The organism is Bacillus sp. FSL L8-0199, assembly GCF_038005705.1.
Taxonomy (GTDB): Bacteria; Bacillota; Bacilli; order Bacillales; family Bacillaceae_G; genus Bacillus_A; species Bacillus_A cereus.
This window is the reverse complement of the sequence record NZ_JBBOTS010000001.1, coordinates 3371846-3394001: the sequence shown is the minus strand read 5'-3', so window position 1 is coordinate 3394001 and position 22156 is coordinate 3371846. Positions and strand designations below refer to the sequence as shown.

Genomic DNA, 22156 nt, shown 5'->3' with positions numbered 1-22156 from the left:
ATCACAAGAATTACTGCAAAACTATAAATGGAACTAAAAGTATTATGACGAGATCAGTAAAATAGTAAAGAAGGTCACCATTCACGGCGACCTTCTTTACTATGCGTTATACCCAAATAATTTTAAATCTTCTCCTGAATCTGAAATGATTTTCTCAAATCGTAATCCTACTTTTTCTAAAAGCTTTCCTGAGGCGATGTTATCTACAGAAGTAATTGCTACAATTCGTTTCATGCCGAGCTTTTGTACACCGTATTCGATTATCGCAGAAGCTGACTCGTAGCCATATCCTTTTGAACGGAATGTCTCTAAAAAGGCAAACCCGATATCAACGTCTTCTAATGAATCTCTTTTAATAAGGCCACACATACCAAGTGGAGTGAGATCTTTTTTTCGTTCTACTAAGTAAAGGCCGAATCCAAGTTTGTTATACATATCGATGGGACCGTTTACAATATAATTTTTTGCATCTTCTAAGTTACTAACTCCTTTGTCACCGATAAACTGAATCCATGCAGGATCGTTTACTAACTCAAGAATAAAAGGAGCGTCTTTTATATCAAACCAGCGAAGATTAAGACGTTCAGTTTCAAGAACTATCAATAATTACACCACCTTTAAAAAGTTATAACAATTAGTATGGATTGTGTAAAACAAAAGTGCAACATATTTTAATGGGGGTGTTTGTTCACATAAAGTTCGTTTGTTTTGTATAGAGAGATATCTTATAATTAGGATTGATTGTAAAGAGTGAGATGCTTATACAATGACTCCTAGGTGACTAGGAGTTTTTACTATATAACTATCATTATTACTAAATATGACACACTATACATTCTACTCAAGGAGGTACATAATGAAGAAATTATATAATGCATCGTTTACGTATTTGATTATCGGTTTATTATCAGGGATTTTCGCTAGGGAGTATGGTAAGTATAAAGGGATTTTAGGATCTACTTTGTTAAATCTTTTGCATACGCATACACTTGTACTTGGCTTTTTCTTCTTTTTAATTGCTTTAGGATTAGCAAAAGTATTCGCGTTTCATGAAGTGCAAGGGTTTAATAAGTGGTTTGTTTTACATAATATTGCATTAACATTAATGTTAGGTTCGCTAGCAGCGAGAGGGCTTCTTCAGTTAAATGGAGCTGACTTTAAAGGGTTAACTTATATTGTAGGATTTTCTCATTCGTTGATGGCAGTTACTTTAATTTGGTTTATGTTGTTAATAAAGAAATCGTTTAAAATGTAGTGAAAAAGAACTTGTAGCGTGTGCTGCAGGTTCTTTTTTGTATGTTCAGGTTTAATAATCTTATTTTTCTAATTATTTCGTATAAAGATGGTATACTTGTTTTAAAATTAAAAAGGAGAGTTGATTATGGAAATAACAATTGAACATGTAGTAAATGAATTAAAAGGCATACTTCCTGAAGATCGAGTAGTAATAAATATGACAGTACGAGAGTTACATAGTAAAGATGAATCTTACCATAGTAGTAGTTTGCCTGATGTAGTTGTTTTTCCAAAAACGACCGAAGAAGTTAGCGCGATAATGAAAATAGCGATTCAGCACGGAACAGCTGTCGTTCCATTTGGAGTAGGGTCCAGTTTAGAGGGACATGTAATTCCTTACGAAAAAGGAATTACAATGGACTTTTCTCTTATGAACAAAATACTTGAAATAAGAGAAAAGGATTTTCTTGTGAGAGTACAGCCAGGGGTGACGCGCTCTCAGCTTAATAAAGAATTGAAAAAGTATGGATTATTTTTTAGTGTAGACCCAGGAGCTGATGCAACGTTAGGAGGAATGGCTGCTACAAATGCGAGCGGAACGACAGCGGTAAAGTATGGGGTAATGCGTGATCAAGTTCGAGATTTAGAAGTCGTTCTTGCTGATGGAGGAGTAATACATACCGGGAATTTAGCGGCGAAGTCATCATCAGGTTATCATTTAAATGGTATTTTCATAGGCTCAGAAGGAACACTTGGATGTTTCACGGAGTTAACTTTAAAAGTATACGGTATACCAGAACATGTTATGGCTGCGAGGGCATCGTTTCCAACTATAAATGATGCAGTAGAAGCTGTAATTAACATATTACAAGCAGGTATTCCAATCGCGAGAATTGAACTCGTTGATGAATTATCTATGAAACAAGTAAATTATTACAATGAAACAAGTTACAGAGAAGAACCGACACTGTTTTTAGAGTTTCACGGCAATGAAGCAGGGTTAAAGCAAGATATTGAATTTACGAAAGAAATCGTTCTTGATCATAAATGTATAGAAATTGCGTTTGAGACGGAAACAGCAGCGAGAAATAAGCTGTGGGATGCAAGACATAACTTAGCGTACTCTTACGTGCATAGTTATCCTGGTAAAAAGCTAATGAGTACAGACGTATGTGTACCAATTTCGGAATTAGCTGGAGCGATTCAACATGCGAAAGAGGTATTACATAAAGTAGGGCTTATTGGCGGTATTCTCGGTCATGTTGGGGATGGGAATTTCCATGTACTCTTAATGATTGACACAAATGATAAGGAGGAAGTGAAGAAGGCAGACGAAATAAATGAAAGTATCGTTCAGTATGCTCTTAAACGAGGAGGAACGTGTACAGGAGAACATGGCGTTGGAATCGGAAAACGAAAGTATCAAGAAGAAGAACATGGGGCGGCATTATTTGTAATGGAGAAAATAAAGAAAGTTCTTGATCCGCAAAATATTTTGAATCCGAAAAAGGTGTTTCAATTAAAAGATAGGGGCTGAGTGGATGAAAGTACTAGAAGCGATAAGTAATATAGCTGGAAAGTATTTTGCATTTTGGGTTATTTGTATTGCAGCTATTGCATATTTCATTCCCGCGCCATTTCTCGGGTTAACTAGTTACATAACGATTTTACTTGGGGTTGTCATGTTTGGGATGGGATTAACATTGAAGGCTGTTGATTTCAAAATCATAGCTACAAAACCATTACCAGTTATTATCGGTGTATGTGCTCAGTTTATTATTATGCCACTTGTCGCATACGTACTAGCCTACGTTATGAATCTGCCAGCGGAATTAGCAGCTGGGTTAGTGTTGCTCGGTTCAGTACCGGGTGGCACTGCATCAAATGTTATGGTTTATTTAGCAAAAGGGAACTTAGCGTTGTCTATTGCAATGACTTCAGTATCAACGTTACTAGCACCAATTGCTACACCGCTCATTCTACTATTACTTGCAGGGCAATGGATGCCAGTAAATGCTATGTCCATGTTTCTTTCTATCGTACAAGTCATTATTGTGCCTATTATTTTAGGACTAGTAGTGAAAAAGTTTTTCCCTCATATCGTTAATAAAGGAATGACTGTTATTCCTTTAATATCAGTTGTAGCAATTATCATAATTGTTTCTGCAGTTGTTTCAGCAAATGTAAGTAGCATTACTTCTTCAGGACTTCTTATCTTTATTGCGGTGATGCTCCATAATGCTTTCGGTTTTTTGCTCGGATATATAACTGCGTTCGTACTTGGACTAGACGAAGGGACAAGAAGGGCTATTTCAATAGAAGTAGGAATGCAAAATTCAGGTTTAGGTGTTGCGCTGGCGACAGCACATTTTGGACCGGTTGCTGCACTCCCAAGTGTATTAGCGGCAGTATGGCATAACATTGCAGGGCCAATATTAGCAACCATCTGGTCAAAAAATACAAAGGATACTTTCAGCGATGAAAATGTATCAATAAATATAGAAAAATAGGAATGATAAATAATGCAAAAACGTATTGTACATTTTGAAGGAATGGTTGTATTTTTAGCCACGATTTATATGTATTCGATATATGAGTTTAGTTGGATTATATTTTTTGTATTCCTTTTAGCGCCGGATCTATCAATGTTAGCATATGGGATTAATAATCACGTTGGTGCGAAAATATATAATGTATGTCACACATATATCATATCCATATTAATTGTTCTAATAGGTGTCTATTTTAAGATAGATACCGTTATAATGATTGGCTTAATATGGACAGCACATATTGGAATGGATCGAATGTTTGGATATGGATTGAAATATGAGACGGATTTTAAGGATACTCATATTCAGAGGTTATAATTTGTTTTGAGAAGAGGGGTACGTTGAAGCAGAGAATTGCTATCGAAGAATATAATGTCAAATGGGAAAGTGAATTTAATAAGCTACAAACTCTCATTAACGATGTGATGGAAGACAGTATTGTATCTATTGAACATGTTGGGAGTACATCTGTTAAAGGGCTTGCATCAAAACCAATACTAGATATTGATGTTGTAATAGAAGAGTACGAAATTTTTCATGAGGTAGTAAAAAAACTTGAGAAGATAGGGTACTATCATCAGTTAGAATGGAGCTTTAAAGGAAGAGAGGCGTTTGGAAGAAAGGATACGTTCGTTCCATGGAACGAGGGAAATACAGTTTGGATGGAACATCATTTATATGTGTGTGATAAAAATAGTGAAGAGTTGAGAAGGCATATAGTGTTTCGAGATTACCTTCGTGAACATACTGAAGTAGCTAATGAGTATGGAAACTTGAAGGAAGAGTTAGCAAGAGAGTCGAAAAATCGATCTAGTTATATTGAGGGTAAGACCGTATTTATTACAAATATATTAGAAAAAATAAACTAAAGCAGCATGGAATACATGCTGCCTATTGTTTTGAAATAGAAAGCTGCCATTATAAAACAAATACAAACTGGCCCTGTTGATTGATGCGGTTACTAAATATAATAGGAAATAAAATAGAAAAGAGCGGAAAAGAGGGAGCTTATGTACATACCAAAATATTTCGCAATACAAGATGAAGAGATGAAGTACGAAATAATGGAACAAAATAGCTTTGCGACATTATTTTCTCAACATAACGGAGAACCATATGCAACGCACTTGCCGTTGTTATTAAATAGGGAGACCCTTACTTTACATGGTCACTTCGCACGGCCGAATGAACAGTGGAAAGATATTGGGACTCAGCAAGTACTAGCTATATTTCAAGGACCACATAGTTACATCTCTCCGTCATGGTATGAAACAAACAATGCAGTACCAACATGGAATTACGTTGCAGTGCATGTATATGGTGAATTAGAAATTGTTGAAGATGAGAAGACATTAGTAGATTCTCTTCAAGATTTAGTAAATAAATATGAAGATCCAGAGAGCACCTACTCACTTAATGATGTAGATCCGAATTATATGGGAGGATTAAGTAAGGGAATAGTTGGATTCAAAATAAAGATAAATAAAATAGAAGGAAAAGCGAAGTTAAGTCAAAATCATTCTGTAGAGAGACAGAATTTAGTTGTGGAGAAACTTGAGAAAGTTGGTAGTGAGGAGAGTAAGAGGATTGCGGAGTTGATGAGAAAATAAAGCCTACATGAAAGGGAAATATTCTAAATAAGCGTATTTAAAAAGACCTTCTTAATTGAAGGTCTTCCGTTTTTTAAAGTGCTTTTTCAGTTGTTGTTGAGTTGTAGTCTTTACTTACGTCAACGGATTGAACAAGGTCAGGTCTTTGTGGTGCAGGGGTGTCCCCAATGTTTAATGCTACATATCCTAACTGTGTTTTCGGTGTTTCTGAGGTGAAGCTTAATCCAAGAGTTGTGATGCTAATAACAGCTAAGCCAATGATGCTCAATTTAATCTTTTTCATTATATCAAAGCTCCCTTTTCTTCATGTTTTTTTCTTGCTTGATTGGCCATGTAAAAGTATTGACTAGCTTTTATATGGTCTTCTTTTTCATAAAACATATTTGCTAGAACATCAGTGTACTCTTGTATACATTCCCAAAGGTTTTCTGTTTTAAAGTAAGAAATTCCTTCCAAAATTATCATTTCTAAATCATTTATAGAAGTTTTATTATTTAGTTCTCTTAAAATCATGAAACGATATTGAAACTCTTTGTTTTCTAGTTTATTTGAAATGTTTAATCCTTTTTTTATAAGTTCTTTAGCCTGGGTATATTCTCCAAGCTTGTAGTATTCACGTGCTTCAACAAAAAGTGCTTTAAAGTGATTTGGTTGCTTAGTTGTAACCTCTGAAATATGACGCATTGCTAACTCTGAAAGGTTTTGACTTGCATATAGCCAAGCTAAATTATGTCGTACTCTTAATGATAAAGTCTCCTCTGAATACTTCTGTAGAATATTTAATGCTGAATCAAGTCTAATTTCAGCTTGTTCAAACTGTTTTAAATCAATACAAGATAAACCAAAGATGTTATCACACAAAGCAACATTAATTTCACAGTTTATATGTTTTGAAAAAATCGCTTTAGCTTCATTTGCAGATTGGATTGCTACTAATGGTTGATATGTTTGATAATAATAGGAAGCTAAGCGGTAGTTAAATTCAGCATTCTCTAGTTCGTCAGATACGTGTATTAGCAGCTTTTTAGCGTTCTCGAAAAGGTGTTTTGCTGTATTGTATTTTCCAATAATTGTATTGTGAATAGCCTTAAAAAAATGATAATAATAAGAAAATAGCCCATTCTCTGGAAGTGGGAAAGAATCAATTTTATTAAAATCATCTTTATTAATATTTAAACCATCTGTTAAAATTTTGTATCTGAAATTAAAAAGTGAATAATACAATTGTAGGTTTGTATCTTCTTCTGAATTAGAGATGATATTTTCAATATCTTTTTTTATTTTTGTTGCATGGGTAGTTTGATGCTGTAACATAGCTCTATACCAGTCATTAAATAATTTTGTAATTTGTTCATTACCTTGTAGTTGAACGTTCATGAAATCCCCTCACTTTTTGAATATTCTTATAAAATATAGTATCAAAAATAAAAATATTTAGAAATGATGTTTTATATTTCTCAATATTTGTTTAACAAGCTTACGAGTAAGTCTATTGGAATAGTGTAGAATTTGTTTTGGATTAAAGAAATGGCATCGGGGGATGTGCATTTTAAAGTTTTAGTTGAGTGGGGGATATAAAAAGGGTGCGTTCACACAATTTATATGAACGCACCTTTTTACATATTAAACAATCAAGTCCCACAAAAAGTACGATAAGGGCGATTCGTCGGTGCAGGCGGAATGCAGTATTCTTCTTGATCTGTAGAATACGCATAAGGGTTTGATAAAGCTTCAAGAAGTTTCTCCATTACGCTATAGTCTCCATTTGTAACAGCTGCTTCTAGTGCTTCTTCTACACGATGGTTCCTCGGGATGATTGATGGGTTATTATTTTTCATCATTTCGTAGGCGTTTTCTTTCGATTGTTCTTGTCTTTTTAATCGAGATTGCCACAGTTTGTACCAATCTTTATATTCAGGACTTTCAAATAGAGCTGTATTTTCGATAGCATCAAGAGTTAATGAACGGAATGTATTTGTGTAATCCGCTTTATATTTCTCCATCATTTTTAAAAGTTGCTCAATAAGTGATTGATCTTGTTCTTCGTTACTAAATAGTCCTAATTTCTTTTTCATTCCAAGGAACCATTGGTTTTCATACTGTACGCTAAATTTCGAAATTTCGTCTTGGGCGATTTTTAATGCTTCTTCTTCATCTTCGTGCAGAATTGGTATTAAAGATTCTGCTAATCGAGCGAGGTCCCATGCGGCCATATATGGTTGATTTCCATATGCATAACGGCCTTGTGTGTCAATAGAGCTAAATACGGTTCCTTGATCGTAATTGTCCATAAATGCACAAGGACCGTAATCAATTGTTTCGCCACTAATCGTTATATTGTCAGTGTTCATTACACCGTGAATAAATCCAACAAGTTGCCATTTTGCGATAAGACTAGCTTGTCTTTTAATGACTGCTTGTAGTAATGCAGTATATCGGTTTTCATGGGATTCAATTTCTGGGTAATGCCTTTTTATCGTATAGTCAGCTAGTGATTTCAGGTCCTCTATTGAACCACGAGCTGCAGCATATTGAAATGTACCGACGCGTATATGGCTACTAGCTACTCTAGTTAAAATTGCTCCAGGTAACTTTGTTTCACGATATGTTGCTTCACCAGTTGTGACAACTGCTAAACTACGAGTAGTCGGAATATCAAGTGCATACATTGCCTCACTAATGATATATTCACGTAGCATCGGACCGAGTGCAGCACGGCCATCTCCTCGGCGTGAATAGGGAGTAGGGCCAGAACCTTTCAGTTGAATATCGAAACGCTCACCTGAAGGAGTAATTTGTTCGCCAATTAAAAGAGCACGACCGTCGCCTAACATATTAAAATGTCCGAATTGATGGCCAGCATATGCTTGAGCTAATGGATGAGCTCCTTCTGGGAGTGCATTACCAGCGAAAATAGCAATTTCAGCTTCCTTTTTCAGTTCTTCAGGGGTCAAGCCACATCCCCATCAAGCTAATAGTTTTAATTACCCCCATAACGAAAATTTTATGCATCGTTAACTATTGATAATGATAGGTTATGTTAATAAAAATTGTATGGGTGATATATCATAAGTATTTGTATTTCGAGTTATAAATTGTTATGATAAACTGGTTAATTTAGGGAAATAAAGGAGGGGAAATATGGATTTAATCAAAGAAGTGACTTTATTAAGATATCAATTTAGACTTATGCAAAGTATGATTCAGTCAGATGAATTCCCATTTTATAGATTTGTTATAGATCATGAATTTGAAGAAGAACAAGTAAATGCCTTAAGAAAAATTTTAATTGCATTTCATGATCGATTAACTAGAGAAGAAGTTTCGATTTTTGCCCAAAACGATCATTTATTTTCTAAATTTAAACTTCCTTTAGATATGCTATACAGCCCAGAAAAGCCTAATTTAGATGAGTTTAAACTATATATCACTAAGATTTTTTATCAAGAATTTGAATTGAAATACTTATTATTAAGTTTAAAAAAACAATGTATTTTTGTGAATGTCTGTGATTATCTTTTAGAGCAATTAAAAATAATTAATAACGTTTGATTATATAGATATATAAAGGTGATATAAATAATTATTAAACGGCTATTTGGTACCGTTACATCGATATAAAACTAAGGTTTTGCACTATCCATAAAGCAAAAAAGGCGTTATCCTTTCTGTAGAATTATAGGAAAGGATGGCGTTTTTTATGTCTGTTTCTGTGTCTGATGAATTACAACTATTTGCTCAAGAGATTCAAAGTTTTTTATCTCCAAATACCTTACGGGATCTTGCTAGAGATGTTGGTTTTGTACAACGAACTAGTAAATACCAAGCAAAAGATTTAGTCGCTTTATGTATATGGATGAGTCAAAATATCGCTACAACCTCTTTAGCTCAGTTATCTAGCTGTTTAGAAGCATCCACAGAAGTACTTATCAGTCCAGAAGGACTGAATCAACGGTTTAATACATCAGCCGTTCAGTTTTTACAACATATATTGACTAACCTTCTAAATAAAAAATTAACTTCATCTATGCCACTTTCTTCTCCATACACCTCTGTTTTCAAGCGTATTCGCATTTTAGATTCCACTGCATTTCAGCTTCCAGATATATTTTCAACCATTTATCCTGGGGCTGGAGGATGTAGCCATACTGCTGGGATGAAAATTCAACTTGAATATGACCTATTAAGCGGACAATTCCTGCATATCCATACAGGTCCAGGGAAACAACATGATCGAACCTACGGTTCTCTGTGTGTTCCAACTGTAGCACCAAATGATTTATGTATCCGTGATTTAGGGTATTTTCATTTAAAAGATCTTCAACATATACAAGATAAAAAGGCTTACTATATCTCTCGTATTAAATCCAATACACGTATTTATCAAAAAAATCTCACACCTGATTATTTTCAGGATGGAAGCATCAAGAAAGGTACAGAGTATATACAGATAGATATGGAGGTATTAATGAACTCTCTCCAACCAGGAAAAACCTATGAAATATCCGATGCTTATGTAGGAATGACTGATAAAATCCCAACTCGTGTGATCGTTCATCGGCTAACAAAAGAACAACAACAAAAACGATTACAAGATCAAACTGTAAGAGAAAAAAAGAAAGGAATGAAGTACTCTGCTCGTAGTAAAAGACTTAGCGGTATCAATGTATACATGACCAATACCTCTACAGATATTGTCCCGATGGGACAAGTACATGATTGGTACTCTTTACGTTGGCAAATCGAGATTTTATTTAAAACATGGAAATCATTCTTTCATATTCAGCATTGTAAAAAGATAAAACGAGAAAGATTGGAATGTCATTTGTATGGGCAACTGATTGCCATTCTACTCTGTTCGTCTACTATGTTTCAAATGCGACACTTACTTCTTATGAAAAAGAAACGAGAACTGAGTGAATATAAAGCCATATATATGATTAAAGATTATTTTCTTCTTATTTATCAAGCTACACAGAAAGACACCCAAGAACTATCAAAGATTCTCATTCGCCTGTTCAACCTCCTACAGCAGAACGGGCGAAAATCCCATAGATATGAGAAAAAAACCGTCTTTGATATATTAGGTGTCGTTTACAATTGTACCATGTCTGATGATCAAGCGGCCTAATTCAAAAAATGAAACCCGATAGGGTTTATTTCGCATGCAACTCTTTAAATTCTCTACACCTAGTTTTTAGAAAAAAGAAACAAGTTCTACTATACTTGACGTTGTAAGGGCTTAGCTTGATAGCGATGGGGTCAAGCCAAGAGATATCGCTAATGAATGGTTTAGTTTAACTAACTCCGGTGAACTTACGGGAGTAGGGGGGATTTCTGTATAAAATGATTGTGGTAAAGTCGTATAACTATTATCTAAATTCCAACCTGTTTCATTATTTTTAGTCATTGTATCTCCTCCTTTTTGTATTTTAAGTTATGTATTTGTACGTATGTATTCTTTGTAAAGTTAACTAAAAGTATAATATAATATTTCCCCTTGCAATCTATTGTAAGGACTTCATTGCACTATGTCTATTTAACAGCAAATTTAAAACCTCCATTTTAAGAAAATGGAGGTTTTTATTATTATTTAATTTTTACAATTATTTTTCCTTTTGCTCTTCCAGACTCTGAATATTCCATTGCTTTTTGAGCATCTTCAAAAGGGAAAACTCGATCGATTACCGGTTTGATTTTTCCGGCTTCAATATAGTTTGCAATAGTACGTAATTGATCCCCGCTTGGCTTCATAAATAAAAATGAATATTGAGCATTATGCTTTTTTTCAAGTGCAGTAAGTTTTTTGCTGGCTAATGAAAATAAGAGAGTTTTAAAGAAGCCTGAACCAAATTCTTTACCGAAGCGAGCATTCGGCATACCTGAAACTGAAACAATGTTTCCTCCGCTTTTTATAATATTGAATGATTTTTCAAGTGTTGCACCGCCGATTGTATCAAATACCGCATCATAATTTTTTAGTATATCTTCAAATTTTTCTGTTTTGTAATTAATAATTTCATCTGCGCCAAGAGACGTTACTAAATTTTTACCAGCTTCACTAGCAGTCGTTGTAACAGTAGCACCCATTATTTTTGCTAACTGAATTGCGAAAGTACCAACACCACCGGATCCAGCGTGAATTAAAATCTTTTGTCCTTTTTGTAATTGCATGATGTCATGTAATGCTTGATATGATGTTAAGCCAACAAGTGGAATCGAAGCCGCTTCCTCAAAACTTAGATTTTTTGGTTTTAAAGCAATATCATCTTCATGAATGGCTATATACTCCGCAAAAGTACCAATCTTATTTTTTCTTGGACGAGCATATATTTCATCACCGACTTTAAAACGAGTCACTTTTGATCCAACCTTCGTGATGACACCGGAAAAGTCATTCCCAAGGATTAGAGGCATTTCATATTTCAGTAACATTTTAACTTTTCCATCACGTATTTTAAAATCAATTGGGTTAATACTAGCTGCATGAATTTCTGCGAGCACTTCATACTCATTAATTTCAGGAGTAGGTACCTCTGCCATACGCATTGGGACTTTTCCATATCTATCAATTATCATTGCTTTCATTTCTTATACCTCCAAGTTTTAATAAAAGTTTTGCAATAGCTTCTCAATATCTAATACAAGATTTTTTAATAAACCTAATTTTGTACATATATCAATATAATAAAAATTCTTTGTACCTTCTTTTCTCATTAAAATAATGCCAGCTTCTCGTAAAATCTTAAGGTGATGTGATACTGCTGGACGGGAAAGGTGTGTTTGCTTCGTAATTTCTCCTACACGTAATCCTGTTTGACATTCCGTTTCCATTAGCACTAATAAAATAGCTTGACGTGTTTCATCACCAATTGCCAATAATACTTTTTGAGAATCAATAAAATCTTTTTTTATAATATTTAATTGTTCTTGTTTATTCATTTCAATCACTTTGCCTCCAGGTAATTAGTCGAAAGGTTTAAGATGATGAACCATTACTTCGATACGGTAATGCTACATGATTGTTGCATGAGGTGCAATATTGAGAAAGAAAATCGAGACGAATGAATTTTTTATTGTTGAAAATTATAGGGAGATAGAAAAGGGATTGGAAGGATTACATAACACAATAGATGAAGTTTTAAAAACAAAAAATGATGTAACAATAAAATAAGCGGTCGTAACCTTGTATAATCCATAAGGTTACGACCGCTTATAATGTTTGTATTATTTTTGATTTTTACGATAGAACATGGTTCAACGTAAAGTACATTCTTTTGTTTTACACTTTCATACAGACACAATTCAGGTGGATTATAGATGTATGAAAAGGTAAAAGGAATTTTGGGGCGTAATCTATCTATATGATAATTCAAAATGAAATATAAGTCTATATTTTAATGTTTTTTTTGATTATATTTATGTCACTGAGCTCAGAACAATGATGTGGAGGGTAAATATATGAAATCGAATTATGTACCAGTTTTAATTGTTGGAGGGGGATTATCTGGGTTAGCGTCTGCGTTATTTCTTGCAAAACATAATATTGAGTACTTACTTATTGAAAGGCATCCGTCTACTGCCATTCATCCGAAAGCAGGCGGTCTTACTTTACGTACAATGGAGTTATTTCGAGAATTAGGCTTGGAAAAAAGAATTAAATTGGCAGGTAAAGCATTAGAGAACTGCAGAGGAAGAATAGCGGTTCATACAATAGCTGAGGCGAATAAAGAAGAATTGGAACAAATGAGAGCGACGCAATACGGAAACGATGAAGAGTTACTTCAAAAAATAGAAAAGATTAGTCCATCAAAACAAACTGCGTGTTATCAAATTATTTTAGAAGAGATGATGTTACAAGAAGTGAAAACATTAGGCGAGCAACTATCTTTTTATCATGAATTAGTTTCATTTGAACAAAATGAAAACGGGGTAAAAGCAACGATTCGAAATCGTGAAACAGAAAAAGAAAGTGTCATACATTGTGACTATGTAATTGCAGCGGATGGAGCGAAAAGTAAAATACGTGAGCAGTTAGGGATTAAAACTGAGGGTCGTGGAACCATTGGTGGCTATTATATGAATATTTATTTTGAAGCTGATTTAAGTGAGTTTATACAAGGAGATGCATTCGGTTTTTCGATGGTACTTCATCCGGAGGTTCTTGGTGCACTTATCCCGGTTGATAACGTAAAAAAATGGATTTATCATGTAGCCTACGATCCATTAAAAGGAGAGGGGCTAGAGGACTTCACTATAGAACGTTGTAAACAAATTATTCAAATAGCAATTGGAAGTACAAATGTTGAATCAAAAATATTAAGTGTTTTACCGTGGGAAGCAGCCGAAAGTACAGCGGTGAAATTTCAAGGAAATCGAACCTTTTTAGTTGGCGATTCTGCACATATTATGCCGCCAACAGGAGGATTTGGTTCAAATACAGGAATACAAGATGCGCATAATCTAGCTTGGAAATTAGCGGCTGTTATAAAAGGGAAGGCAAAACCAAAATTGTTAGAAACATATCATGAGGAGAGACACTCTGTTGCAAAATTAACGACCGCTTATGCAAGTAGTTTACTGTTTCGTGCTGCGAATAGAGAGGAAGGCAGTTTGAATAATATGGATGGTTTAGCTGTTACAGTTGGATATCAGTATTGTTCAGAGGCGATTATAGATGATTCAGTCACTCCGCATAGAATGGATAGCATAGAGTTGAACGGAAGACCTGGAACGCGAGCGCCACATTTATGGGGAACGTATGAAGGGAAGAAAGTTTCTACATTAGACTTATTCGGTAACAGTTTTGTATTACTTACAGGAGTAGAAAATAGTTCTTGGGCTGAGGCAGCACATACTGTTTCAGCTAAATTAGGAATAAATATAAAAGGGTATCGTGTTGGCTTAAGTGGAGACTTTGTTGTTCCAGAAGATATTTTTAGTAAATTATATGGTATAGAGAATGGAGGTGCTGTATTAATTAGACCAGATGGCTTTATAGGATGGCGTTCGGAAAAAACGGTAGTAAATCCAGATATAGTATTGGAAGAGGTAATGAGAAATTTATTATGTGATTTTTAAGTAACTACAGAAATATTGTTTTATGTGCTTCACTGTACTGAAAAAAATATTCACAAATTTCAATAGGTTTGATATGATTAAATTCGACAAGTTAATAGAGGCCGGAGATATTTGAGAAAAGCCATAAATTTATTTAGGGACACAGGAGTGTATTCTAAATAATTTATGGCTTTTTTTATTGAATGAACCGTACAAAATAGGGAGTTACATGTGAAAAGGAGGGCTATAGGAATTAAATAGGATAATACTAGTTTTCTATATTAATAATATAGAGAAAGTATATTTGTAAGATTGGAATTTTAATATAGGTTTATAAAAATAATGAAAGTGTGTCTTCTATTTCGTGTAAATCTCATTAGCTTGTTGAAATTTACAACGTAGGAAGGGTTTGAAGGATGAGAAAGATTATTAGCGTTTTAGTTATTTTCTTTATGACGGGAAGCATCTTTGCTGGGGGAGCTGTTCATGCGAAAGCAGAAGGAAAGCATGAATGGAATACGAATAAGTTTTTAAATATTGCACATCGCGGAGCAAGTGGACATGCACCTGAGCATACTTTTGCTTCTTATGATTTAGTGAAAAAAATGAAAGCGGATTATTTAGAGTTAGATATTCAATTAACAAAGGATGGCCAATTAATTGCAATGCATGATACAGCAGTTGATCGCACTACAAATGGAACAGGCGAAGTACGCGATAAAACGTTAAGCGAAATAAAGAGTTTAGATGCTGGATCATGGTTTAATAAAGCGTATCCAGAAAAGGCTAAGCAAGAGTATGTTGGGCAAAAGGTTCCAACTCTTGAAGAAATCTTCCAAAAGTATGGAAGAAGTATGAAGTATTATATTGAAACAAAATCACCAGATGTGTATCCAGGAATGGAAGAGAAATTGTTGGCGCTGTTACAAAAATATAATTTAGTAGGCCAAAACATGTCTTCTAGCCGTGTTATGATTCAATCATTTAGTAAAGATAGTTTGAAAAAGATTCATAGTATGAATGAAAATATTCCGTTAGTTCAATTGCTTTGGTATTATCCAAATGAAAACAATGAAATTGTTGAATGGTCTGGCATTACACATGAACCGAAAAGTGTAACGAATGATGATTTTCAAGAAATTAAAAAGTATGCAGCTGGTATTGGACCAAACTTACGTAATGATAACGGAGAACTAATTATTGATGAGTCATATATGAAAATGGCTAGAAAAAATGGACTGTTAATTCACCCTTATACAATTAATGAGAAACCAGATATGAGACTGTTAATCAAATGGGGTGCTACAGGAATGTTTACAAATTATCCGGATCGATTACATAGTGTATTGAAGGGAAAATAAGTGGAAAAGGGTATACCAGTGTTTTAGGTATACCCTTTTTAATTTAACTCCCCGATAAATGTAATCTCTTTTTCATAGCATTCATCTACATCATAAATAATTTCTTGAGAGTGAAGCGTTTTGAAGGAATGACAAACTGACATTTCCCATGTCTCCCAAAAATCAATTTCATTTGAAAGAAGAATCCATTTTTGAAATTCACTATTTCTATTAAAGAAATTATGAAAGTAGTCCTCATTTTTAAATATAATGATTTGCGAATCCCACAAATTATTTATAGAAATTAAAACAACAACTCGATATGTATGTGTATCGCTTGGTTTCATATTTATTAAATGATTTGCTTGATTTAATAAGGTTTGAATACATAACCGTTTTACTTTTCTAGGTGTTTTACGAGAGTCAATAAAAGCTTGCGAAACTGGCAATAGCATATTCCAATATTCATCGTTATAGAAAGTAGAAGGGAACGTTTTTGTATGTTCCTCAATTCGCTTTATCATAGTGTTTGTTTTTCGTTTCATACCACGTATTTTCTTTTCACGCATTGTGAGTCATCTCCATAAATTTTTGTAATGCAGCAGAGTGATATATATCTTTTCTAGTAATAAAAGTAGTAGGAACTTTTTTGAAGCTATTTGGTAAAGGGTTGAATGATACGTCATGTTGATGACCATTTAAAATAGACTTCATCATAATTGCTATGCCCATACCTGATTTTACACATGCGAGTATCGCTTCAATTGTTCCAAACTCAAATACTCGCTTAGGTGAAATTCCTTCTTCTTGAAGCCAATCTTCTAATAAATTTCTATAATAGCACCCGTGACTAAATGCAAGTAAATTCATGTCTCCTATGTCTTTAAAGGAAGATAAAGGCTTTTTGCTAATGAGAACTAATTCTTCTTCACGAAATATATTTGTATGAAGTTCGGCATGCTGAGTAGAGCCAGCTATAAACGCTCCATCCAGTTTTCGTTCTAGTACAAGCCTAATCAATTGTTCTGTCGTATTTGATTCTAAAATCAATTCGATTTTTGGATATTTTTCATAATAGGCCGTTAATATAGATGGAAGTCTTACAGCGGTTGTAGATTCTGTACATCCAATTTTTAAAGTGCCTCTTGGTTCAATCCCATTACTTTGAACTGCTTTAACAGATTGATCCATTAAGTGGATAATTTGTTTGGCGTATGTTAATAAAATCTCACCGTTAGAAGTTAAAGTTACACCTTTTCCGTTTCGGTAAAATAAAGGCACACCTAATTCGTTTTCTAGTTGTTTCATACGCATTGTTACGCCAGACTGTACATAGTTTAAATTTTGAGCTGCGTGAGATATGTTTTTTTCTTTCGCAACTTCGAAAAATACAGTTAAATCTTTTATATCCAAGTATCATCCCTCCAGAAAAGGTATCATTTTTTTTGATGGATTACATGATAAATCTTTATTTTATATAATATCAGAACTTTCATACAATGGAAGGGGATGGAGGGATCATTGTGTTAATGGAAGAAAGGGTGAATAGTACTTATAAGTGGGTTATGTTAATTTTTGCGACGGTTGCTCAAACAACAGCAACACTTATAACGTATGGTGTTGGAGCGTTTGCTTTATTTTGGAAAGAAGAATATGCACTTACGAATACGGAGATCGGATTGTTAGTAAGTGTTGTAAATATAGGGCCGCTATTTTGTATGCTTTTTGTCGGGCGGCTACTTGATCAATACAATGAAAAGTTGTTAATTTCGATAAGTTCATTTTTATTAGGAGGTTCGTTTTTACTGACTAATATGGTCAATGGATTTAATGGGTTACTTTTTGTACTTTTATTAGTAGGAACGTTTTATAGTGTTTCGCAGCCAGGAGGAAGTAAGGTGATAATGAAGTGGTTCTCAAAAGAAAATCGCGGGTTAGCGATGGGAATTAGACAAGCCGGTATACCGATTGGTGGTACATTAGCGGGAGTGTTGATCCCGTTTCTTACAATAAAATATAATATGGCTTACGCGGTAAATAGCATTGCATGTATTTGTATAATTGGAGGGTTTTTATTTTTTATATTTTATAAGGAACCATATATTCAAGAGAAAGTTAAACAAGAACGTAGTAAACTTTCTTTTTGGATGCAGTTAAAAGAAGTGATGTGTAAAAAAGAGTTGTATGCAATTTATATAACTGGCATTTGTATGATTTCATTGCAAATGGTGTTAGTTGCACACTTTATAAAATTTTTAGTATTGAAACAATCAATCACGCCAATTTTAGCTGGAAAAGTATTTTCCGTTATGTTCTTTTCTGGAATGGTTGGTAGGGTTATATTAGCAGCTACTAGTGATTTGTTTTATAAGGGAAATCGGCGTATCCCCTTATTTATAACTGTTTGTATTTCTATTTTCTTCATTCTAATATTAGTAATGAGCATACATACAATAACGAATGTATTGTATGGTGTAAGTGCATTGTTAGGTTTCTTTTCAATTGGATGGTTTAGTCTTTATATAGCTGAAGTTGCGGAATCAGCAAGTGAAGAATCAGTAGGGATGACAGTGAGTTTTGCACTTACATTAAATCAAATTGCCATTATTGTTGCGCCTGCTTTATTTGGTTATATTGTAGATAAGAAGGGATATACGTATGCGTGGTTATGCATAGTTGTATTACTAACTATTTCAGCGGTCAGCTTATATAGGAAGTATAGAAAATGAAGGAATGGTAGCAATGTAAATTTTTTATGAAGAAAGTCTAAAGAAATGTTGAATGAGCGACATTTCTTTTTTTATTTGTTGTATAATCAAAATGTAAATGAGATTCGTTTTCAATTTCGTTCATTGCCTCTTTTGAAATTACCTGTAATTTTAGCCATAATTACCTGTTTTTCTTTATCGTTATTTGCATGATTTATTTTATTTAAAAATTTTTCAGCATCATTTCCTTTTAATATCACAATCTATTTTCCGTAATATTCAATTAATAACATGTTATTTTTTGTTATCCGATAATGAAACATCTTATCATCTAAACGATTGCGTTTATCGGTGTTTTTCATAGTACATCTCCATTCTTTTTAGTATGTAACAAATGTTACAAAAGAATTTGAAATTATAGTGTAATGCATCCGATTGTATGTTGGAAATTTTGCAAGAAAGAAATACAATAGAGAGTAGTCAAAATTGAAAATGAGAAAAAGGAATCTAGTTTTAACAGAGTGAATATTAAATAATATTATAATATACTTGATAATTAAAAGATATAAAATAGAATGGATATACGTTAAGTGAAACTAGATAAAAGAGGGTTCCTAGTATGTTAAAGAAATGGTTAATCATTTTCTTTATTTTTGCTGTTTTTTGTGGAAGTGTTGTTACACTAATACATGCAAATAAAGGAAAAAAATATGATGCAAAGGCATTTTCTAATGTAAATAGTAAGCAAAAAGATGTTAAGCAGGAAATTGATGCGAATGAGAAAAAGCGTTATGAAATTGCAGCTGGAAAACTAGATCAGTACTTAAAAGATAAAGGATTTAATGGGAGTGTTCTTGTAGCAAGTAAAGGTCATGTCATTTTACGAAAAGGCTACGGTTATGCGAATGTGAAAGATCAAGTATTAACAACGCCAAGAACGAAATATCGCATTGGCTCTATTACGAAAACAGTTGTTGCAATATCTATTATGCAACTAAAAGAAAAAGGGAAGTTGAACATTGAAGACAATGTAAATAAATATATCCCATCGTTTCCAGCAGATAAAAACATTACGTTACGAAACTTGTTAACACATACGTCTGGATTACCAGAACAGGGACAAGGTAGTGTTGACGCAGCATCACGGTTAAAATTAGTAACGTGGATTGGGGCACAAACGTTACAATTTCCAGCAGGGACAGGATGGAAATATACAGATTATAATTATATGGTGCTTGCATATATTGTAGAAAAAATATCAAATAAACCACTTGCTGAATATGTGAAAGAAAATATTTTGACTCCTGTTGGAATGAATGAATCTGGAATGGGCGCAACACTCCCAGAAGATATTTTCTTAGCAGAAGGGTATACGAAAAAAGATAATAAGTTAATAGCCACACCTCGCTTAAAAATGAACTGGCTGTATGGTTGTGGTGAAATGTATACGACTGTTGAAGATATGAAAAAGTTAGATGAAGCTATTATGGATGGTAAACTACTTTCTAAACAAAGTGTATCAGATATGTTTTCTGCATCACCTGCAAGAAAATATGGATTTAGTTTCTATATTTATCCAGATTATTATCATAACCACGGTGTATTAGCTGGCTGGAACACTTTTAATAATTTTAACTGGGATAAACGAACGTTTGTCATATTATTTTCTAACGTCCAAAATGGTATGAATGATGCATTTAATCAAGAATTTAGGAAAATGGCGAATGATTTAATAGAAGGAAAGGGAATATAAAAAAGAGCCTCTAGCGAGAGGCTCTTTTTTATAGAGCTGAAAACTCCTCAACAAGTTGAGTGAATTGTTTCAATGCACTTTCAATCGGTTCTGGCGTTGTTAAATCGACGCCAGCTTTTTTCAATAAGTTTAATGGGTAGTCTGAACTTCCGCCTTTAAGGAATTCAATATAATTTTTCTGAGCATTCGGATCACCGCTTAATAGTTTATCAGCGATTTGAATGGCAGATGCGAATCCAGTTGCATATTTGTATACGTAAAACGGGCGATAGAAATGAGGGATTCTAGCCCATCCGTATTTTACTTCTTCATCAAATACAAGTGAATCACCGTTATATTCTTTAAATAGCTTTTCATAAATTTCACTGAAGACTTGTGCATGTAATGGTTTACCTTGTTCAGCCATTTCATGTGTGATTTTTTCAAATTCTGCAAACATAATTTGTGTAAAGAAAGTACCTTTAAATTTCTCAATAAAATGGTTAACTAAATGGTTACGCACGTTCGTATCTTTTGCTTCTTTTAATAAATAGTGAATTAATAAGACTTCATTTACTGTAGAAGCGACTTCTGCGACAAAGATAGAATAATGTGCAGAAATTCTTGGTTGGTATCCATGTGAATAGTGCGTATGCATACCGTGACCGCATTCATGAGTAAGAGTGAACAGGCTGTTTAAATCATCGTGATGATTTAAAAGAATGAAAGGATGAACGCCGTATACACCAAAGTTATAAGCACCAGAACGTTTCCCTGGTGTTTCTCTTACGTCTATATATCTTTTATCTTTAAAACTTTTTAATGTCTCAATATATTCTTCTCCTAAAGGAGCTAGTGATGCAATCATAATGTCAAATGCTTCACTATATGGGATGTCTTGTTTTGCACCTTCTACTAAATCGACGCCTAAGTCGTATTGTCTTAGTTCATCTACGTTTAATTTTTCTTTTCGAATTTCATTGTATGTATGTAATGTTTGAATGTTTTTTTTCGTTGTATCAATTAGGTTTTCATATACTTCTTTCGGAACCATATCGCCAAATAATGATTTCTCTAGCGCTGATGGATAGTTTCTTAATTTCGAAACAGTAACATTATTTTTAATAGCAGCGGATAAAGTAGATGCGATGGAATTCTTTAACTGAACATATGGTTTGTAATATGCTTTATAAGCTTCTTTACGCTTTTCACGATTCGTATCTTCTATTAACTTTGCATACATTCCGCGTGTTAAGTTCACTTTCTCTCCATCGTCAGTCGTCACTTCACCAAATAATATATCTGCATTATTTAACATACCAAATGTGTGCTGTGGAGAAGAAAGAGCTTCACCCATTTGTGATAAAATTTCTTCTTGGTCCTTATTTAATACGTGTTTTTTATAACGGTATAATTCAAATAAGTCTTCTTTATAATATTGTAAGCCTTCTGTTTCTTCTATGTAAGAATGTAATGTGTTTTCGTCTATGCTAAGTAAGAAGGGGGAAAAGAAAGATTTTGCTGCACTTACTTTCACGTGTAATTGTGATACTTTATCGACAAGAGATTGCGCGTCAGTATCGCGTGTATCAAGGTCAGATTGTAATCGTGCATAAGCGAACATTAAAGATATTATGCTAGAAATTTCTTCACTCTTCGTTAAATAAGCTAATAAACTATTGCCGTCGTGAATATTTCCATTAAACTCGTGTAATTCCTTCGTTAATACTTCAATTTTATGAAAATCACTTTCCCAATCTTCAATTGTATGGTAAATGTCTGTTAAATCCCATTTTTCTATATCAGCTACTTGTAATCGATCTTTAAGTTCTGTCATAATCATTTCCTTTCTAAACATGTAGTTATATTTCTATATAACTATGAAATACAACAAATTGCAAAAAATCCCTGCTGAAAA

23 protein-coding genes and 1 pseudogene are annotated in these 22156 nt (G+C 33.7%); 13 read left to right on the top strand and 11 right to left on the bottom strand.

Features of this window, described 5'->3' with window-relative positions:
- Nucleotides 1-99 precede the first annotated feature (99 nt).
- On the bottom strand, nucleotides 100-603 hold the full coding sequence (locus tag NST86_RS17650) for a GNAT family N-acetyltransferase (protein ID WP_000636208.1): 504 nt from the start codon (nucleotides 601-603) through the stop codon (nucleotides 100-102).
- Between the two features lie 253 nt (nucleotides 604-856).
- On the opposite strand from NST86_RS17650, the gene NST86_RS17645 reads away from it, so the two are divergent.
- The 6 genes from NST86_RS17645 to NST86_RS17620 all read left to right on the top strand — a co-directional run bounded on the left by NST86_RS17645 (nucleotide 857) and on the right by NST86_RS17620 (nucleotide 5398).
- On the top strand, nucleotides 857-1255 hold the full coding sequence (locus NST86_RS17645) for a DUF2871 family protein (protein ID WP_000737896.1): 399 nt from the start codon (nucleotides 857-859) through the stop codon (nucleotides 1253-1255).
- A gap of 126 nt (nucleotides 1256-1381) precedes the next feature.
- A complete protein-coding gene (locus NST86_RS17640; RefSeq protein ID WP_044795245.1) occupies nucleotides 1382-2773 on the top strand; it encodes an FAD-binding oxidoreductase in 1392 nt (463 codons plus the stop codon).
- A gap of 4 nt (nucleotides 2774-2777) precedes the next feature.
- The gene (locus NST86_RS17635) at nucleotides 2778-3746 is read left to right on the top strand and encodes a bile acid:sodium symporter family protein (RefSeq protein WP_086423475.1); all 969 of its coding nucleotides are present in this window, start codon (nucleotides 2778-2780) and stop codon (nucleotides 3744-3746) included.
- A gap of 12 nt (nucleotides 3747-3758) precedes the next feature.
- Complete coding sequence (locus tag NST86_RS17630) at nucleotides 3759-4106, top strand: DUF4260 domain-containing protein (protein ID WP_001172063.1); 348 nt, start codon at nucleotides 3759-3761, stop codon at nucleotides 4104-4106.
- A gap of 23 nt (nucleotides 4107-4129) precedes the next feature.
- Nucleotides 4130-4657 carry a GrpB family protein gene (locus NST86_RS17625; protein ID WP_016118409.1) on the top strand — a complete coding sequence of 176 codons (528 nt, stop codon included), beginning with the start codon at nucleotides 4130-4132 and terminating at the stop codon, nucleotides 4655-4657.
- A gap of 141 nt (nucleotides 4658-4798) precedes the next feature.
- Nucleotides 4799-5398 (top strand): FMN-binding negative transcriptional regulator, encoded by a 600-nt coding sequence (locus NST86_RS17620; protein WP_000275795.1) that lies wholly within the window; start codon nucleotides 4799-4801, stop codon nucleotides 5396-5398.
- Between the two features lie 73 nt (nucleotides 5399-5471).
- Here NST86_RS17620 and NST86_RS17615 read toward each other — a convergent pair whose 3' ends face one another.
- The 3 genes and pseudogenes from NST86_RS17615 to NST86_RS17605 form a co-directional block, all read right to left on the bottom strand.
- Nucleotides 5472-5681 carry a hypothetical protein gene (locus tag NST86_RS17615; protein WP_000721431.1) on the bottom strand — a complete coding sequence of 70 codons (210 nt, stop codon included), beginning with the start codon at nucleotides 5679-5681 and terminating at the stop codon, nucleotides 5472-5474.
- Nucleotides 5681-6775 carry a response regulator aspartate phosphatase gene (locus tag NST86_RS17610; protein WP_016118408.1) on the bottom strand — a complete coding sequence of 365 codons (1095 nt, stop codon included), beginning with the start codon at nucleotides 6773-6775 and terminating at the stop codon, nucleotides 5681-5683. The genes NST86_RS17615 and NST86_RS17610 overlap by 1 nt, the downstream gene beginning before the upstream one ends.
- Nucleotides 6776-7029: 254 nt before the next feature.
- Nucleotides 7030-8355, bottom strand: a pseudogene (locus NST86_RS17605) (protein adenylyltransferase SelO); the annotation flags it as partial.
- A 184-nt stretch (nucleotides 8356-8539) separates the two neighbouring features.
- Between NST86_RS17605 and NST86_RS17600 the strand changes: the two are divergent.
- Nucleotides 8540-8950 (top strand): DUF1878 family protein, encoded by a 411-nt coding sequence (locus tag NST86_RS17600; RefSeq protein ID WP_086423311.1) that lies wholly within the window; start codon nucleotides 8540-8542, stop codon nucleotides 8948-8950.
- A gap of 148 nt (nucleotides 8951-9098) precedes the next feature.
- On the top strand, nucleotides 9099-10529 hold the full coding sequence (locus NST86_RS17595) for an IS4 family transposase (RefSeq protein ID WP_086423312.1): 1431 nt from the start codon (nucleotides 9099-9101) through the stop codon (nucleotides 10527-10529).
- A 111-nt stretch (nucleotides 10530-10640) separates the two neighbouring features.
- On the opposite strand, the gene NST86_RS17590 is transcribed toward NST86_RS17595, so the two are convergent.
- The 3 genes from NST86_RS17590 to NST86_RS17580 form a co-directional block, all read right to left on the bottom strand.
- Nucleotides 10641-10808, bottom strand: coding sequence for a hypothetical protein (locus NST86_RS17590; RefSeq protein WP_325856994.1), 168 nt, complete (start codon nucleotides 10806-10808; stop codon nucleotides 10641-10643).
- Between the two features lie 179 nt (nucleotides 10809-10987).
- Nucleotides 10988-11986: an NADP-dependent oxidoreductase gene (locus NST86_RS17585; RefSeq protein WP_086423476.1), complete on the bottom strand. Its 999-nt coding sequence runs from the start codon at nucleotides 11984-11986 to the stop codon at nucleotides 10988-10990.
- A gap of 18 nt (nucleotides 11987-12004) precedes the next feature.
- Complete coding sequence (locus NST86_RS17580) at nucleotides 12005-12349, bottom strand: ArsR/SmtB family transcription factor (RefSeq protein WP_061664927.1); 345 nt, start codon at nucleotides 12347-12349, stop codon at nucleotides 12005-12007.
- Between the two features lie 91 nt (nucleotides 12350-12440).
- On the opposite strand from NST86_RS17580, the gene NST86_RS17575 reads away from it, so the two are divergent.
- From NST86_RS17575 to NST86_RS17565, 3 genes are all read left to right on the top strand, one after another.
- Nucleotides 12441-12572 carry a hypothetical protein gene (locus NST86_RS17575; protein ID WP_001227549.1) on the top strand — a complete coding sequence of 44 codons (132 nt, stop codon included), beginning with the start codon at nucleotides 12441-12443 and terminating at the stop codon, nucleotides 12570-12572.
- Nucleotides 12573-12859: 287 nt separating this feature from the next.
- Nucleotides 12860-14479 (top strand): FAD-dependent oxidoreductase, encoded by a 1620-nt coding sequence (locus NST86_RS17570; protein WP_061664928.1) that lies wholly within the window; start codon nucleotides 12860-12862, stop codon nucleotides 14477-14479.
- 395 nt (nucleotides 14480-14874) lie between these two features.
- Nucleotides 14875-15819 (top strand): glycerophosphodiester phosphodiesterase, encoded by a 945-nt coding sequence (locus NST86_RS17565; protein ID WP_086423477.1) that lies wholly within the window; start codon nucleotides 14875-14877, stop codon nucleotides 15817-15819.
- A 38-nt stretch (nucleotides 15820-15857) separates the two neighbouring features.
- On the opposite strand, the gene NST86_RS17560 is transcribed toward NST86_RS17565, so the two are convergent.
- Nucleotides 15858-16367, bottom strand: a complete 510-nt coding sequence (locus tag NST86_RS17560) for a DUF3916 domain-containing protein (protein WP_086423478.1) — start codon at nucleotides 16365-16367, stop codon at nucleotides 15858-15860.
- On the bottom strand, nucleotides 16360-17211 hold the full coding sequence (locus NST86_RS17555; protein WP_016118402.1) for a LysR family transcriptional regulator: 852 nt from the start codon (nucleotides 17209-17211) through the stop codon (nucleotides 16360-16362). Before NST86_RS17555 ends, NST86_RS17560 begins: the two co-directional genes overlap by 8 nt.
- A gap of 86 nt (nucleotides 17212-17297) precedes the next feature.
- On the opposite strand from NST86_RS17555, the gene NST86_RS17550 reads away from it, so the two are divergent.
- Complete coding sequence (locus NST86_RS17550; RefSeq protein WP_033694186.1) at nucleotides 17298-18527, top strand: MFS transporter; 1230 nt, start codon at nucleotides 17298-17300, stop codon at nucleotides 18525-18527.
- A gap of 110 nt (nucleotides 18528-18637) precedes the next feature.
- On the opposite strand, the gene NST86_RS17545 is transcribed toward NST86_RS17550, so the two are convergent.
- Nucleotides 18638-18769, bottom strand: coding sequence for an ABC transporter ATP-binding protein (locus NST86_RS17545; protein ID WP_307863089.1), 132 nt, complete (start codon nucleotides 18767-18769; stop codon nucleotides 18638-18640).
- 356 nt (nucleotides 18770-19125) lie between these two features.
- On the opposite strand from NST86_RS17545, the gene NST86_RS17540 reads away from it, so the two are divergent.
- The gene (locus NST86_RS17540) at nucleotides 19126-20259 is read left to right on the top strand and encodes a serine hydrolase domain-containing protein (RefSeq protein WP_061663929.1); all 1134 of its coding nucleotides are present in this window, start codon (nucleotides 19126-19128) and stop codon (nucleotides 20257-20259) included.
- A 28-nt stretch (nucleotides 20260-20287) separates the two neighbouring features.
- Here NST86_RS17540 and pepF read toward each other — a convergent pair whose 3' ends face one another.
- Nucleotides 20288-22075, bottom strand: a complete 1788-nt coding sequence (gene pepF / locus NST86_RS17535; protein ID WP_061663928.1) for an oligoendopeptidase F — start codon at nucleotides 22073-22075, stop codon at nucleotides 20288-20290.
- Nucleotides 22076-22156: the final 81 nt, after the last annotated feature.